Raw genomic sequence first — 15,148 nt, forward strand, 5'->3', positions numbered from 1 at the left:
AGGTCCGCGTGCATCCCGGTGTCCCCTTCGCTGGTCTCCGGCGGCGCGCCCGGCCGAACGCCCCGCGGCAGCCTGCTGGGCGGCCTCAGGCAGCTCCACAGGCGCGCGAGAAGGGCCTGGGACCGCCCGCTGACCGCCTACTACCTGGTCATGGGCGGTTCCCTGCTGATCACCGTGCTCGGCCTGGTCATGGTCTACTCCGCCTCGCAGATCAAGGCCCTGCAGAACGGCCTGCCGCCCACCTTCTTCTTCCGCAAGCAGCTGCTGGCGGCCGCGATCGGCACCGTGATGCTGCTGGTGGCCGCGCGCATGCCCGTACGGCTGCTGCGGGTCTTCGCCTACCCCGCGCTCGCCGGGTCGCTCTTCCTGCTCTGCCTGGTGCAGGTGCCGGGCATCGGCCGGACCATCAACGGCAACACCAACTGGATCTCCCTCGGCGGCCCCTTCCAGCTCCAGCCGAGCGAGTTCGCCAAGCTCGCCCTGGTGCTGTGGGGCGCGGACCTGCTGGCGCGCAAGCAGTCCAAGAAGCTGCTCACCCAGTGGAAGCACCTGCTGGTGCCGCTGGTGCCCGTCACCTTCGTCCTGCTCGGCCTGATCATGCTGGGCGGCGACATGGGCACCACCGTGGTGCTCACCACGGTGCTCCTCGGGCTGCTGTGGGTGGCCGGGGCGCCCACCCGGCTGTTCGCCGGGGTCTTCGGGGTCACCGCCGTGCTGGCCGTCCTGTTCATCAAGACCAGCGCCAACCGGATGTCGCGGCTCGCCTGCATCGGCGCCACCGACCCGGGCGACCACGACCAGTGCTGGCAGGCCGTGCACGGAATCTACGCGCTGGCCAACGGCGGCTGGTTCGGGGCCGGGCTCGGGGCGAGTGTGGAAAAATGGGGCGAACTCCCCGAACCTCACACGGACTTCATCTTCGCCATCACCGGCGAGGAGCTGGGTCTGGCGGGGACGCTGTCGGTGCTCGCCCTCTTCGCGGCTCTAGGCTATGCGGGTATCCGCGTGGCCGGACGCACGGAGGACCCCTTCGTGAGGTACGCCGCGGGAGGTGTGACCACCTGGATCACGGCCCAGGCCGTGGTCAACATCGGTGCGGTGCTCGGCCTGCTGCCGATCGCCGGTGTCCCCCTGCCGCTGTTCTCCTACGGAGGGTCCGCCCTGCTGCCGACCATGTTCGCCATCGGGCTGCTGATCGCCTTCGCGCGCGACGAACCCGGTGCGCGGGCGGCGCTGGCCATGCGGCAGCCTGGGGTGAGATGGAAGACGATGAGACGGCGCGTCAAGAAGCGACCGTCCGGAGAGCGGTGAATTTCGGTGCATGTCGTACTCGCCGGTGGGGGGACCGCCGGCCACATCGAGCCCGCGCTCGCCCTCGCGGACGCCCTGCGCAGGCAGGACCCGACCGTGGGGATCACGGCGCTCGGCACGGAGCGGGGCCTGGAGACCCGCCTCGTGCCCGAGCGGGGCTATGAGCTCGGCCTCATCCCCGCCGTACCGCTGCCCCGCAAGCCCACACCCGAGCTGATCACCGTCCCCGGGCGGCTGCGCGGCACGATCAAGGCGGCCGAGCAGATCCTGGAGCGCACCAAGGCGGACTGCGTGGTCGGCTTCGGCGGCTACGTGGCGCTGCCCGGCTACCTGGCCGCCAAGCGGCTCGGCGTGCCGATCATCGTGCACGAGGCCAACGCCCGGCCCGGCCTCGCCAACAAGATCGGCTCGCGGTACGCCGCCGGGGTCGCGGTGTCCACGCCGGACAGCAAGCTGCGCAACGCCCGCTACGTGGGCATCCCGCTGCGCCGCACCATCGCCACCCTGGACCGGGTCGCCGCCCGGCCCGAGGCGCGGGCGTACTTCGGGCTCGACCAGAACCTGCCCACGCTGCTGGTCTCCGGCGGCTCGCAGGGCGCCCGCAGGCTCAACGAGGTCATCCAGGCCGTCGTCCCGTTCCTGCAGCGCGCCGGCATCCAGATCCTGCACGCGGTCGGCCCGAAGAACGACCTGCCGCACGTGGACAACATGCCCGGAATGCCGCCCTACATCCCGGTACCGTACGTGGACCGGATGGACCTCGCGTACGCCGCGGCCGACATGATGCTCTGCCGCGCGGGCGCGATGACCGTCGCCGAGCTGTCCGCCGTCGGGCTGCCCGCCGCCTACGTCCCGCTGCCCATCGGCAACGGCGAGCAGCGGCTGAACGCCCAGCCGGTGGTCAAGGCCGGCGGCGGACTGCTGGTGGACGACGCGGAGCTGACGCCCGAGTGGGTGCAGCAGAACGTGCTCCCGGTCCTCGCCGACCAGCACCGGCTGTACGAGATGTCCCGCGCCGCCTCCGAGTTCGGCCGCCGGGACGCCGACGACCTGCTCGTCGGCATGGTGTACGAGGCGATCGCCGCCAAGAGAGCGGGCTGAGGCCCGGAGCAGGAGGCTGGACAGTGGCCGGACCGACGACCGCCCGGCGCGCGGGTGCGAAGAGCAGGAAGTCGGTGCGGCCCGGGAACGGCGCCCGCCCCCGGCCGGCCGGCAGGCAGGCCGGGGGGCCGCCGGGGCGCGGCCCGCGCCGCTCCGGTCTCCGCTCCGGCCTGCCCCGCGGCCGCCGCCTGGTCCTCTGGGCGGTGGCCGCCGTACTCGCCGGCGGTGCCGCCGGATGGGCGCTCTACGGCTCCACCTGGCTGCGCGCCACCCGGGTGGACGTATCCGGCACCCGCGTGCTGACGCCCGGTGAGGTGCGCGCCGCCGCCGAGGTGAAGCTCGGCGGCCCGCTGGTCTCCGTGGACACCGACGCCATCGAGGAGCGGCTGCGCGCCGCCCTGCCGCGCATCGAATCGGTCAATGTCGAGCGCTCCTGGCCGCACACGGTCGGCCTGAAAGTGACCGAGCGGCAGCCGAAAGCGATCGTCGAGGACACCTCGGACTCCGCGAAGCGCGGGAAGTTCATCGAAATCGACGGCGAGGGCGTGCGGTTCGCCACAGTCGATCACCCCCCGCGGGGCGTCCCCCGGCTCACCGTGGAGCCCTCGGCGACCGCCGAGGCCAGCCTGCGCCGGTTCGGCCCCGCACGCCTGGAGCGCGAGGGCGTCCGGGTCGCCGAGGCCCTGCCGGCGGAGGTCCGGGCGGACACCCGGGCCATCCGCGTACGCTCGTACGACTCCATCACCCTGGAGCTGACGGGCGATCGGACGGTCGTGTGGGGGAGCGGGGAGCGGGGCGAGGCGAAGGCGCGCGCGCTGACCGCCCTGCTGAAGGCCGCGCGGGGCGCCGACCACTTCGATGTGAGCGCTCCCAGCGCTCCCGCGGCGTCGGGGAGTTGACGGCCGGGGTGGCCGGGCAGCACCCTGACTGGCTACGGCTATGGGTGATCACATAGGGTGAAAAGAAAAACGGGAGGTTCGGCGTGTTCGTTGAACGCGCGCGGCTTGTCGACTTAGTGTCCTGTTCGGAGAACCCCAGCGAACAGCGGCACCGGTAACCCTAAACTTCACGTTGAGGGTTCGGGTCGGCACTGAACCGTCCCCCAGGCATACGTAACTCGAGGCGAGAGGCCTTCGACGTGGCAGCACCGCAGAACTACCTCGCAGTCATCAAGGTCGTCGGCATCGGCGGCGGTGGCGTGAACGCCATCAACCGGATGATCGAGGTCGGTCTCAAGGGCGTCGAGTTCATCGCGATCAACACCGATGCACAGGCCCTGCTGATGAGCGACGCCGATGTGAAACTCGACGTCGGCCGTGAGCTCACCCGTGGCCTCGGCGCCGGCGCGAACCCCGAGGTCGGCCGCAAGGCCGCCGAGGACCACCGCGAGGAGATCGAGGAGGTCCTCAAGGGGGCCGACATGGTCTTCGTGACCGCGGGCGAGGGCGGCGGCACCGGCACCGGCGGCGCGCCCGTCGTCGCCAACATCGCCCGTTCGCTGGGCGCCCTGACGATCGGTGTCGTCACCCGCCCCTTCACCTTCGAGGGCCGCCGCCGCGCCAACCAGGCGGAGGACGGCATCGCGGGGCTGCGCGACGAGGTCGACACCCTGATCGTGATCCCGAACGACCGGCTGCTGTCCATCTCGGACCGTCAGGTGAGCGTGCTCGACGCGTTCAAGTCCGCGGACCAGGTGCTGCTGTCGGGCGTCCAGGGCATCACCGACCTGATCACCACCCCGGGCCTGATCAACCTGGACTTCGCGGACGTCAAGTCCGTGATGTCCGAGGCGGGCTCGGCGCTCATGGGCATCGGCTCGGCGCGCGGCGACGACCGCGCGGTGGCCGCGGCCGAGATGGCGATCTCCTCGCCGCTGCTGGAGGCGTCCATCGACGGCGCCCGCGGCGTCCTGCTCTCCATCTCCGGCGGCTCCGACCTCGGTCTCTTCGAGATCAACGAGGCCGCCCAGCTGGTCAGCGAGGCCGCCCACCCCGAGGCCAACATCATCTTCGGCGCCGTCATCGACGACGCCCTGGGCGACGAGGTCCGGGTCACCGTCATCGCGGCCGGCTTCGACGGCGGCCAGCCGCCGGCCCGCCCGTACCAGGACTCGACCGCCGAGGAACTGGACGTTCCGGACTTCCTCAAGTAGGACCACGAGCGAGTGAGCGGCATAGGACAACAGCACGCAGTGACATCGGAAGCTGTGTCGTCTGAAAAGCATGCGAGCGGCGCGCACTTCGCCTTCACCGACCGGTGGGGCGGGGTGAGCGCCGCTCCGTTTGACGAGCTCAACCTCGGCGGCGCGGTCGGCGACGACCCCGCCGCCGTCCGGGCCAACCGGGAGCGCGCGGCGAAGTCGCTCGGCCTCGACCCCGCGGACGTCGTCTGGATGAACCAGGTGCACGGCCGGGAGGTCGCCGTGGTCGACGGCCCCTGGGCCACGGCCGAGGTCCCCCCGGTCGACGGCGTGGTGACGGCCCGCCGGGGACTGGCCCTCGCGGTCCTGACCGCCGACTGCACCCCGGTGCTCCTGGCCGACCCGGTCGCCGGGGTCGTGGGCGCGGCCCACGCCGGCCGTCCGGGCCTGGTCGCCGGGGTGGTTCCCGCGACCGTCGAGACGATGATCACCCTCGGCGCGGACCCGGCCCGGATCCTCGCCCGCACCGGGCCCGCGGTCTGCGGCCTGTGCTACGAGGTGCCGGAGCAGATGCGGGCCGAGGTCGCCGCGGTCGTGCCGGAGGCCTGGGCCACCACCCGGCAGGGCACCCCCGCCGTGGACGTGGCCGCAGGCGTACGGGCCCAACTCGCCCGGCTCGGCGTGAAGATGAGCGGACAATCTCACATCTGCACGCTGGAGTCGGCTGATCACTTCTCGTACCGGCGCGAGCGCACAACGGGGCGACTTGCTAGCTATGTCTGGTTGGACTGAGGGCTGTGACGGACCGCAGAACGGAACTCGCTGACAATCTGGCCCGCGTGGAGGAACGTATCTCCCGGGCCTGCGCCGCGGCGGGCCGCCCGCGCGAGGACGTGACCCTGATCGTGGTCACCAAGACCTACCCCGCCTCCGACGTGCGACTCCTCGCCGAACTCGGGGTGCGGCACGTCGCGGAGAACCGGGACCAGGAGGCCGCGCCGAAGGCGGCCGAGTGCGCGGATCTGCCGCTCAGCTGGCACTTCGTCGGACAATTGCAGACGAACAAGGTCCGCTCCGTGGCGAGTTATGCCGACTTCGTGCACTCGGTCGACCGGGTCCGGCTCGTCACCGCGCTCGGCGCCGCGGCCGTCAAGGCCGGCCGGACGCTGGACTGCCTGATCCAGGTGGCATTTGACGCAGAGTCGGGCGAACGGGGCGAACGGGGCGGAGTCGCTCCTGACGGTGTGACGGAACTCGCCGACGCCCTCGCGGCGGCCGAAGGAGTGCGCCCCGCGGGCCTGATGACGGTGGCTCCGCTCGTCGGACCATATGCCGGACGGCCGCGGTCCGCCTTCGAGCGGCTCATGGAAATCTCAACGGGCCTGCGCGCGGCCCATCCTGCTGCGAACATGGTGTCAGCAGGGATGAGCGCGGATCTGGATGACGCCGTGGCCGCCGGGGCGACACATGTACGTGTCGGATCGGCGGTACTCGGAGTCCGACCCAGGCTCGGGTAACGTCGCCAAGAAGTCGGACCACAGCAAAAAATATGGTCATTCCCGTCAGAAGGCGGGCAGACCGCGTGGATCCAAGGCGCCGTTGACGGAGCCGATCCACCACAGAGCGGAGGACGCAGAGAATGGCCGGCGCGATGCGCAAGATGGCGGTCTACCTCGGCCTCGTGGAGGACGATGGGTACGACGGCCCGGGGTTCGACCCCGACGACGAGTTCGAGCCCGAGCCGGAGCCCGACCGTCGCAGGCAGCAGCATCAGCAGCAACACCTCGCACAACAGACGCAATCGGACGAACCGGTTCGAGTCGCCCAGCCGCCTGCACAGCGCGAACCCGCTCCGCTCACAGCGGAAGCGGGACGACCCGCCCGAATCGCCCCCGTGGCGTCCATCACACCCGAACGCCACTCTCTGGAGAAGAACGCACCGGTGATCATGCCCAAGGTTGTGTCCGAGCGGGAGCCGTACCGCATCACGACATTGCACCCCCGGACCTACAACGAAGCCCGTACCATCGGGGAACACTTCCGCGAGGGCACCCCGGTGATCATGAATCTGACGGAGATGGACGACACGGACGCGAAGCGACTTGTCGACTTCGCCGCCGGCCTCGTCTTCGGTCTCCACGGCAGCATCGAGCGGGTGACGCAGAAGGTGTTCCTGCTGTCTCCTGCTAACGTCGATGTCACGGCGGAGGACAAGGCCCGCATCGCAGAGGGTGGGTTCTTCAATCAGAGCTGAGACGCAATACCTGGCGACACCGGGAGAATGACGGCCGAACAGGCCGGGTACGAGCAAGGGGAGAGGGAAGCGCGAGATGAGCATCGCACTGCAGGTGATCTACATCGCGCTGTATTGCTTCCTGTTTGTGCTGATCTTCCGACTGGTGATGGATTACGTCTTCCAGTTCGCTCGCTCATGGCAACCCGGTAAGGCGATGGTGGTCGTCCTTGAGGCCACCTACACTGTCACCGATCCGCCACTCAAGCTTCTGCGGCGGTTCATTCCGCCGCTGCGTCTCGGGGGCGTGGCGCTCGACCTGTCCTTCTTCGTATTGATGATTATCGTCTTCATCCTGATCCGCGTCGTGGAGCAGGTGTGAACGATACGGTCTTGCCGATTGCCGACGACTACGTTGAGGTGAAGAAGAGATGCCGTTGACCCCCGAGGACGTGCGGAACAAGCAGTTCACGACCGTCCGTCTCCGAGAAGGCTATGACGAGGACGAGGTCGATGCCTTCCTGGACGAGGTCGAGGCCGAACTGACCCGTCTGCTCCGCGAGAACGAGGACCTGCGCGCCAAGCTGGCCGCCGCCACGCGCGCCGCCGCCCAGAACCAGCAGCAGGGCATGCGTAAGCCCGAGCAGCAGGACCAGCGGCCCGGCGGGGCTCCCGTGCCCGCCGCCATATCGGGACCGCAGCCGGTGCCGCAGCAGCAGCCGATGGGCGGCCCGCCGCAGCTGCCGGGCGGTGCCCCGCAGCTTCCGGCCGGCCCGAGCGGTCACGGCCACGGTCCCCAGGGTCCGCACGGTCCCGGCCCCATGGGGCAGAACGGTCCCGGTCCGATGGGTCAGAACGGCCCGATGGGCGGCCCGATGGGCGGTCCCATGGGTCAGAACGGCCCGATGGGTCAGAACGGAATGGGGCAGAACGGTCCTATGGGGCAGAACCCCATGGGTCAGAACGGCCCCATGGGCGGCCCGCAGCTGCCCCAGCCGGGCCAGGGCCCGGGCGGTGACAGCGCTGCCCGTGTGCTCTCGCTCGCCCAGCAGACCGCGGACCAGGCGATCGCGGAGGCCCGTTCCGAGGCCAACAAGATCGTCGGTGAGGCGCGCAGCCGCGCCGAGGGCCTGGAGCGGGACGCCCGCGCCAAGGCCGACGCCCTGGAGCGGGACGCCCAGGAGAAGCACCGCGTCGCGATGGGCTCCCTGGAGTCCGCCCGCGCCACGCTGGAGCGCAAGGTCGAGGACCTGCGCGGCTTCGAGCGGGAGTACCGCACGCGTCTGAAGTCCTACCTGGAGAGCCAGCTGCGCCAGCTGGAGAACCAGGCGGACGACTCGCTGGCCCCGCCGCGCAACCCCAACACCCCGTCGCTGCCCGCGGCCCCCTCGATGAGCGGGTCGATGGCTCCGGCAGGTGCGGGCATGGGCGGTCACAGCATGGGCGGCAACCCGTCCATGGGCGGCAACACCTCGATGGGCGGCAACTCCTCCATGGGTGGCCCGTCCTACGGCGGTCAGCAGCAGATGTCCCCGGCGATGACCCAGCCGATGGCACCGGTGCGCCCGCAGGGCCAGCAGCCGATGCAGCAGGCGCCGTCCCCGATGCGGGGCTTCCTCATCGACGAGGACGACAACTGAGGCGCCCGCCCGGCCGCTAGTCGGCAGTCGGTCGGTCGGCAGTCATAAAGGGCCGGGCCCCTGGGAAATCCCAGGGGCCCGGCCCTTTTGCGTGCGCTGCATTTCCGTACGGATGTCGGTCAATACGACATATGGCAATGGCCGGGCGAGAAAATCCCTCGCCCGGCCATTGCCGCTTTTATCAGGCCTTGTATCGGGCCTTGTATCAGGCCTTGTGTCAGGCCTTACGGAGACGGAACGTCAGCGAAAGCGCCTCGTCGGTGAAAGGCTCACCGTAGGAGCCGTCGGCCTCGCCCGCGGCGAAGTCGGTGGCCAGCACCTCGTCCGCAATCAGGGAGGCGTGCTCCGTCAGGGCCGTGCGAACTTCCTCGTCCGCCGACTCCCAGCGCAGCGCGATCCGGTCGGCGACGTCGAGGCCGCTGTTCTTCCGGGCCTCCTGGATGAGCCGGACCGCGTCACGGGCGAGACCCGCGATGCGCAGCTCGGGGGTGATCTCCAGGTCGAGCGCCACCGTCGCGCCCGAGTCCGAGGCCACCGACCAGCCCTCGCGCGGGGTTTCGGTGATGATGACCTCGTCGGGGGAGAGGGCCACCTGCTCGCCGTCCACCTCGACCGAGGCCGTGCCCTCGCGCAGGGCCAGGGACAGGGCGGCCGCGTCGGCGGCGGCGATCGCCTTCGCCACGGCCTGGACGCCCTTGCCGAACCGCTTGCCCAGCGCGCGGAAGTTGGCCTTGGCGGTGGTGTCGACCAGGGAGCCGCCGACCTCCGAGAGGGAGGCGAGGGAGGAGACGTTGAGCTCCTCGGTGATCTGGGCGCGCAGCTCGGCGCCCAGCTCCTCGAAGCCGGCCGAGGCCACCAGCGCGCGGGAGAGCGGCTGACGGGTCTTGACGCCGGACTCGGCGCGGGTGGCGCGGCCCAGCTCGACCAGGCGCCGCACGAGCAGCATCTGCTGCGACAGCTTCGGGTCGACCAGGGCGGCGTCCGCCACCGGCCACGTGGCCAGGTGGACCGACTCGGGGGCCTGCGGGTCGACGGGGACGACCAGGTCCTGCCAGACGCGCTCGGTGATGAACGGCACCAGCGGGGCCATCAGGCGCGTGACCGTCTCGACGACCTCGTGGAGGGTGCGCAGCGCCGCCGCGTCGCCCTGCCAGAACCGGCGGCGCGAGCGGCGCACGTACCAGTTGGACAGGTCGTCGACGAAGGCGGACAGCAGCTTGCCGGCGCGCTGGGTGTCGTAGGCCTCCATGGCCTCGGTGACCTGGCCGACGAGGGCGTTCAGCTCGCCGAGCAGCCAGCGGTCCAGCAGCGGGCGGTCGGCCGGGGCCGGGTCCGCGGCGCTGGGCGCCCAGCCGGACGTGCGGGCGTAGAGGGCCTGGAAGGCGACCGTGTTCCAGTAGGTGAGGAGCGTCTTGCGGACGACCTCCTGGATGGTGCCGTGGCCCACGCGGCGCGCGGCCCACGGGGAGCCGCCGGCGGCCATGAACCAGCGGACGGCGTCGGCGCCGTGCTGGTCCATGAGCGGGATCGGCTGGAGGATGTTGCCCAGGTGCTTGGACATCTTCCGGCCGTCCTCGGCGAGGATGTGGCCCAGGCAGACGACGTTCTCGTACGAGGACTTGTCGAAGACGAGGGTGCCGACGGCCATCAGCGTGTAGAACCAGCCGCGGGTCTGGTCGATGGCCTCGGAGATGAACTGCGCCGGGTAGCGCTGCTCGAAGAGCTCCTTGTTCTTGTACGGGTAGCCCCACTGCGCGAACGGCATCGAGCCCGAGTCGTACCAGGCGTCGATGACCTCCGGCACGCGCACGGCCGTGGCGGAGCAGCCCTCGGCGGTGCAGGTGAAGGTGACGTCGTCGATGTAGGGGCGGTGCGGGTCCAGGCCGCCCTGGTCGGTGCCGGTGAGCTCGGAGAGCTCGGCCAGCGAGCCGACGCAGGTGAGGTGGTTCTCCTCGCAGCGCCAGATCGGCAGCGGGGTGCCCCAGTAGCGGTTGCGGGAGAGCGCCCAGTCGATGTTGTTGTTCAGCCAGTCGCCGAAGCGGCCGTGCTTGACCGACTCGGGGAACCAGTTGGTCTTCTCGTTCTCCTCCAGCAGCCGGTCCTTGATCGCGGTGGTGCGGATGTACCAGGACGGCTGGGCGTAGTAGAGAAGCGCGGTGTGGCAGCGCCAGCAGTGCGGGTAGCTGTGCTCGTAGGCGACGTGGCGGAAGAGCAGGCCGCGCTCGGTGAGGTCCGCGACGAGCTTCTCGTCGGCCTTCTTGAAGAACTGGCCGCCGACGAGGCCGAGACCCTCCTCGAAGGTGCCGTCCGGGCGGACCGGGTTGACGACCGGGAGGCCGTAGGCGCGGCAGGTCCTGAGGTCGTCCTCACCGAAGGCCGGGGCCTGGTGGACGATGCCGGTGCCGTCCTCGGTCGTCACGTACTCGGCGTTGACGACGAAGTGGGCGGCCTCGGGGAACTCGACCAGGTCGAACGGACGGCGGTAGGCCCAGCGCTCCATCTCGCGGCCGGTGAAGGACTGCCCCGTGGCCGTCCAGCCCTCGCCGAGGGCCTTCTCCAGCAGCGGCTCGGCGACGACGAGCTTCTCGGTGCCGTCGGTGGCCACGACGTAGGTGACGTCGGGGTGCGCGGCGGCCGCGGTGTTGGAGACCAGCGTCCAGGGGGTGGTCGTCCACACCAGCAGCGACGCCTCGCCCGCGAGCGGGCCGGAGGTCAGCGGGAAGCGGACGAAGACGGACGGGTCGACGACCGTCTCGTAGCCCTGGGCCAGCTCGTGGTCCGACAGGCCGGTGCCGCAGCGGGGGCACCAGGGGGCGACGCGGTGGTCCTGGACGAGGAGGCCCTTGTTGAAGATCTCCTTCAGCGACCACCAGACGGACTGGACGTAGTCCGGGTCCATCGTGCGGTACGCGTCGTCCAGGTCGACCCAGTAGCCCATGCGGGTGGTGAGCTCGGCGAACGCGTCCGTGTGGCGGGTGACCGACTCGCGGCACTTGGCGTTGAAGGCGGCGATGCCGTACGCCTCGATGTCCTGCTTGCCGGAGAAGCCCAGCTCCTTCTCCACCGCCAGCTCGACGGGCAGGCCGTGGCAGTCCCAGCCGGCCTTGCGGCCGACGTGGTAGCCCTGCATCGTGCGGAAGCGGGGGAAGACGTCCTTGAAGACGCGGGCCTCGATGTGGTGCGCGCCCGGCATGCCGTTGGCGGTGGGCGGGCCCTCGTAGAACACCCACTCGGGGCGGCCCTCGGACTGTTCGAGCGTACGGGCGAAGATCTTCTGCTCGCGCCAGAACTCGAGCACGGCGTGCTCCAGGGCGGGCAGGTCGACCTGCGCGGGTACCTGGCGGTACTGCGTCATCGGCTTCCTCCGGCGGGACGGTTGGTGCGCTGTCCGTCGGAGGGACGAGACGCGCTCGCGCGCTCCCGCGGTACCACCCTCCTTGGCCGCGGACGCGTACGTCCCCGGCCCCCTCATTAGGGCCGCGATGCCGGTTCTAATGACCCCTGGCCATGGGCCGGGCGTTCTTCCGGCGGCTCCGGGCTGATCTTCACTCCGCGCACGCCCCCGGGCTCGCACCGTCCCCGGATCGCTGATGGCTGCGTGCGGCGCTACTCGTCCCATCCACGCCTTTCGCTGCGCCCAGTGTACGGGGCGGGACCGGACGCGGCCCACCGGTTTCGGCCGGGGCCGGGCGGGGGACGGGTGCGGTCCGATTACAGGGCCGGGGGCGGGGCACAACCGAGGAGACCGGCGTGCCCCGTTGCCGCGTGCCCGGTGGAGTTTTATCGTTCCGGCACGATTCGCGCGCAAGATCATAAAATGTGAAGGGGCCGCGGTCATGGTGGCGAAGAGAGCGGCGGCGGAAGCGGCGAAGACCGCGTCCGCACAGGGGAAGGCCCGGGGCGCCGGGTCCGCTGCCGCGGGGGCCCGCGCCGGCTCCGGCCCCACGGGGAAGGCTGCCGCCGGCAAGAAGACGGCCTCTGCCGAGAAGACGGCGCCCGCCACCAAGAAGACGGCCTCCGCCGCGGGGAAGGTCGCGTCGGCCAAGAAGGCGGCGTCGGCCAAGAAGACCGCGAAGGAGGTTGCCTCGTCGGCGTCGGCAGCGTCTGCCGGTAAGAAGAAGGCGGCGCCCGCCGCCGGGAAGGCTGCCGCCAAGAAGACGGCCCCTGCCAAGGAGGCGGCGTCCGCCAAGGGCGCGGCTGCCGGAACGGCCGGGCGGAAGGCCGCCGTGGCCACCGGCAAGAAGACGGCGGCGGCCAAGGAGGCGGCGCCCGCCAAGAAGGCCGCGGCGAAGAAGACGGCGGCCGCCGCCGGGAAGGCGGCCCCTGCCAAGGCATCCGCGGCGCCTGCCAAGGCATCCGCGGCGCCTGCCAAGGCATCCGCGGCGCCCGCCGCGAAGAAGGCCGCCCCGGCCAAGAAGGCCGCCGCCAAGGGCGTGGCCCCGGGCGCGGAGAAGGCCGCCGCGGCCACCGAGGCGCCGGTCGGCAAGAGCGCCGCCGCCCGGCCCGCCGCCGAGGCGCCCCGCACCGCGCACGACACGGCCGTCGAGGCCGGACAAGCCGCACCTGCCCGCAAGGCGGTGCCCCCAAAGGAGACGGGAGCCAGGACGGTGGCTGCGAAGAAGACCATGGACGGGACACAGGCCGCCGGGAAGGTGCCGGGGGCCCGCACGGGACCCGCGGAGCCCGGTGAGCTCGCGGTGCGGCCGGGGGAGGAGCCCTGGTCGCCCGCCGAGGTGGCCGAGGCCCGCACGGAGCTCCAAGGCGAAGCGCTGCGGCTGCGCACGGAGATCGCCCACTCCGAGGAGGCGATCAGCGGGCTGATGCGCGACTCGGGCGACGGCGCGGGCGACGACCAGGCCGACACCGGCACCAAGAACATCACCCGGGAGCACGAACTGGCGCTGGCGGCGAACGCCCGCGAGATGCTGGACCAGACCGAGCGCGCGCTGGAGCGCCTCGACGCGGGCACGTACGGGCTCTGCGAGAACTGCGGCAAGCCGATCGGCAAGGCCCGCATGCAGGCCTTCCCGCGGGCCACGCTGTGCGTGGAGTGCAAACAGCGCCAGGAACGCCGCTGACCCGCCCGTGCGAGCGTGCCGTACCCTCGTCCTCAGTCAGGCAGGCCCTGGCCCACCGGGACGACGTCGAAGGACTCACGTGACAGAGGCGGAACAGACCACCACCGGCACTCCGGCGGCCGCGGCGGACACCACGGCCAAGGGCAGGCGGCGCATCGGGGTGCTCCTGGCCGTGGCCGCCTTCGCCTACCTCCTGGACCTCGGGAGCAAGCTGGTCGTCGTCGCCAAGCTGGAGCACCACGACCCGATCGAGGTGATCGGCACCTGGCTGCAGCTGGAGGTGATCCGCAACCGCGGCGCCGCCTTCGGCATCGGCGAGGCGATGACCGTCGTCTTCACGGTGATCGCCTCCGCCGTGATCGTGGTGATCGCGCGGATCGCCCGCAAGCTCTACAGCCTGCCGTGGGCGATCGCCCTGGGCCTGCTGCTCGGCGGCGCGCTGGGCAACCTCACCGACCGCCTCTTCCGCTCGCCGGGCGGCCTCCAGGGCGGCGTGGTCGACTTCATCGCGCCGTCCGGCTTCGCGGTCTTCAACCTCGCCGACTCCGCGATCGTGTGCGGCGGTTTCCTGATCGTGATCCTGTCCTTCCGCGGCCTGGACCCGGACGGCACGGTCCACCAGGACTGAGCCCGGGGCGGGGGCGGCGCACCCGTCCGTCATACTCGACGGGTGAGCACCATTCCCGAGATCCGCGCCCTGCCCGTACCCGACGGCCTGGAGGGCGAGCGCGTCGACGCCGCAATCGCCCGCATGTTCGGCTTTTCCCGCACGAAGGCGGCCGAGCTGGCGGCCGCGGGCAAGGTCCAGCTGGACGGTGCGGAGGCCGGGAAGTCCGACCGGGTGACCGGCGGGGCCTGGCTGGAGGTCGAGATGCCCGCCGCCCCCGCGCCGGTGCAGATCGTCGCCGAGCCCGTCGAGGGCATGGAGATCGTCCATGACGACGACGACATCGTCGTGATCGTCAAGCCGGTCGGCGTGGCCGCGCATCCCAGCCCCGGCTGGACGGGCCCGACCGTCATCGGCGGCCTGGCCGCCGCGGGCTACCGCATCTCCACCTCCGGCGCCGCCGAGCGCCAGGGCATCGTGCACCGCCTGGACGTCGGCACGTCCGGCCTGATGGTCGTCGCCAAGTCCGAGCGCGCCTACACCCTGCTCAAGCAGCAGTTCCGCGAGCGCACGGTCGACAAGCGCTACCACACGCTGGTCCAGGGCCACCCGGATCCGATGAGCGGCACCATCGACGCCCCCATCGGCCGCCACCCCAACCACGACTACAAGTGGGCCGTCACCGCCGACGGCAAGCCCTCCGTCACGCACTACGACCTCATCGAGGCCTTCCGCGCCGCCAGCCTGCTGGACGTGAAGCTGGAGACCGGCCGCACGCACCAGATCCGCGTGCACATGGCCGCCCACCGCCACCCCTGCGCCGGCGACCTCACCTACGGCGCCGACCCCACCCTCGCCAAGCGCCTGGGGCTCACGCGCCAGTGGCTGCACGCGGTGCGGCTCGGCTTCGAGCACCCCGAGGACGGCCGCTGGGTCGAGTTCGCGAGCGACTACCCCGAGGACCTGCAGCGGGCCCTGGACAAGGTGCGCGCCGAGAGCGCGTAGCAGCGGACGCGGGGGGCCCGTACGGGCCTCCCG

13 protein-coding genes are annotated in these 15,148 nt (G+C 71.3%); 12 read left to right on the forward strand and 1 reads right to left on the reverse strand.

Annotated elements, in window-relative coordinates; all coding sequences use genetic code 11:
- Window positions 1–30 precede the first annotated feature (30 nt).
- The 9 genes from ftsW to ACSNOH_RS26690 all read left to right on the forward strand — a co-directional run bounded on the left by ftsW (window position 31) and on the right by ACSNOH_RS26690 (window position 8,425).
- A complete protein-coding gene (gene ftsW, locus ACSNOH_RS26650) occupies window positions 31–1,311 on the forward strand; it encodes a putative lipid II flippase FtsW (RefSeq protein WP_436723976.1) in 1,281 nt (426 codons plus the stop codon).
- 6 nt (window positions 1,312–1,317) lie between these two features.
- Window positions 1,318–2,412 (forward strand): undecaprenyldiphospho-muramoylpentapeptide beta-N-acetylglucosaminyltransferase, encoded by a 1,095-nt coding sequence (murG, locus tag ACSNOH_RS26655; protein ID WP_436723965.1) that lies wholly within the window; start codon window positions 1,318–1,320, stop codon window positions 2,410–2,412.
- 23 nt (window positions 2,413–2,435) lie between these two features.
- A complete protein-coding gene (locus tag ACSNOH_RS26660) occupies window positions 2,436–3,311 on the forward strand; it encodes a cell division protein FtsQ/DivIB (RefSeq protein ID WP_436723966.1) in 876 nt (291 codons plus the stop codon).
- A 239-nt stretch (window positions 3,312–3,550) separates the two neighbouring features.
- Complete coding sequence (gene ftsZ, locus ACSNOH_RS26665; protein ID WP_436723967.1) at window positions 3,551–4,564, forward strand: cell division protein FtsZ; 1,014 nt, start codon at window positions 3,551–3,553, stop codon at window positions 4,562–4,564.
- Window positions 4,565–4,618: 54 nt separating this feature from the next.
- Complete coding sequence (pgeF, locus tag ACSNOH_RS26670; protein WP_436723968.1) at window positions 4,619–5,344, forward strand: peptidoglycan editing factor PgeF; 726 nt, start codon at window positions 4,619–4,621, stop codon at window positions 5,342–5,344.
- Window positions 5,345–5,349: 5 nt separating this feature from the next.
- Window positions 5,350–6,069: a YggS family pyridoxal phosphate-dependent enzyme gene (locus ACSNOH_RS26675; protein WP_436723969.1), complete on the forward strand. Its 720-nt coding sequence runs from the start codon at window positions 5,350–5,352 to the stop codon at window positions 6,067–6,069.
- A 122-nt stretch (window positions 6,070–6,191) separates the two neighbouring features.
- Entirely contained in the window at window positions 6,192–6,806 is a 615-nt protein-coding gene (locus ACSNOH_RS26680) for a cell division protein SepF (RefSeq protein ID WP_436723970.1), read from the forward strand.
- 76 nt (window positions 6,807–6,882) lie between these two features.
- A complete protein-coding gene (locus ACSNOH_RS26685) occupies window positions 6,883–7,167 on the forward strand; it encodes a YggT family protein (protein WP_359097037.1) in 285 nt (94 codons plus the stop codon).
- A gap of 49 nt (window positions 7,168–7,216) precedes the next feature.
- Window positions 7,217–8,425 carry a DivIVA domain-containing protein gene (locus tag ACSNOH_RS26690; RefSeq protein WP_436723971.1) on the forward strand — a complete coding sequence of 403 codons (1,209 nt, stop codon included), beginning with the start codon at window positions 7,217–7,219 and terminating at the stop codon, window positions 8,423–8,425.
- A gap of 217 nt (window positions 8,426–8,642) precedes the next feature.
- On the opposite strand, the gene ileS is transcribed toward ACSNOH_RS26690, so the two are convergent.
- Window positions 8,643–11,780, reverse strand: coding sequence for an isoleucine--tRNA ligase (gene ileS / locus ACSNOH_RS26695; protein WP_436723972.1), 3,138 nt, complete (start codon window positions 11,778–11,780; stop codon window positions 8,643–8,645).
- A 481-nt stretch (window positions 11,781–12,261) separates the two neighbouring features.
- On the opposite strand from ileS, the gene ACSNOH_RS26700 reads away from it, so the two are divergent.
- The 3 genes from ACSNOH_RS26700 (at window position 12,262) to ACSNOH_RS26710 (ending at window position 15,115) form a co-directional block, all read left to right on the forward strand.
- Window positions 12,262–13,503, forward strand: coding sequence for a TraR/DksA family transcriptional regulator (locus ACSNOH_RS26700; protein ID WP_436723973.1), 1,242 nt, complete (start codon window positions 12,262–12,264; stop codon window positions 13,501–13,503).
- A 79-nt stretch (window positions 13,504–13,582) separates the two neighbouring features.
- Window positions 13,583–14,131 (forward strand): signal peptidase II, encoded by a 549-nt coding sequence (gene lspA / locus ACSNOH_RS26705; protein ID WP_436723974.1) that lies wholly within the window; start codon window positions 13,583–13,585, stop codon window positions 14,129–14,131.
- A gap of 42 nt (window positions 14,132–14,173) precedes the next feature.
- On the forward strand, window positions 14,174–15,115 hold the full coding sequence (locus ACSNOH_RS26710) for an RluA family pseudouridine synthase (protein WP_436723975.1): 942 nt from the start codon (window positions 14,174–14,176) through the stop codon (window positions 15,113–15,115).
- Window positions 15,116–15,148 lie beyond the last annotated feature (33 nt).

Source organism: Streptomyces sp. URMC 127, assembly GCF_051386535.1.
GTDB lineage: Bacteria > Actinomycetota > Actinomycetes > Streptomycetales > Streptomycetaceae > Streptomyces.